General features: G+C 41.9%; 1 protein-coding gene. It reads left to right on the top strand.

Annotated features, from left to right (window positions below):
* Positions 1-136: 136 nt before the first annotated feature.
* On the top strand, positions 137-352 hold the full coding sequence (locus AC3DE3_RS17200) for a PepSY domain-containing protein (RefSeq protein ID WP_488370837.1): 216 nt from the start codon (positions 137-139) through the stop codon (positions 350-352).
* The last annotated feature ends 142 nt before the right edge of the window (positions 353-494 follow it).

Below are 494 nucleotides of genomic sequence, written 5' to 3'. Positions count from 1 at the left end.
AAAACCAGAGTGGTTTCAAAAAGATGAGGTCCGAGCGTTAAAGGCGGGTGAGGGCAGTGTAACTAAAGAGATTACCGCGTTCCATTTCGATCAATTTGAAAAGTATAAAACTATCGAATGAACGGCTGATCTTAGAATAAATCCAGAGCGCGGAGTATTTAATGCAACACTCGAACCGCCTCGAAATGGAAGTGCGGCACGAAAACTTCAACGCGATCTCCATATCGGTAATTACTGGGGCCAAGTCGGACACTTTTTTGTTTTTCTGTCTGGTTTTTTACCGCTCATTTTTTACATTACTGGTTTTTATCTTTGGAAAAAGAAAGCTTCAATGGAAAGGAATGTTTCATGAACCCGAATTACTTCTCGAATATTTCTTCACGGTATCGCGTGAAATTTTGTCCTTTGGCTTGCGTTTTTGGTCTTGCGCTTTTAAGTCGTGCTGCAACTACAGTTGCGATAGAAGTCGATCCTGCTTCTGCACCGATTCTTCC

The sequence above is a fragment of the Dietzia sp. IBK-p2-16D genome (assembly GCF_057773085.1).
This window is presented reverse-complemented; position numbering and strand designations above follow the sequence as displayed.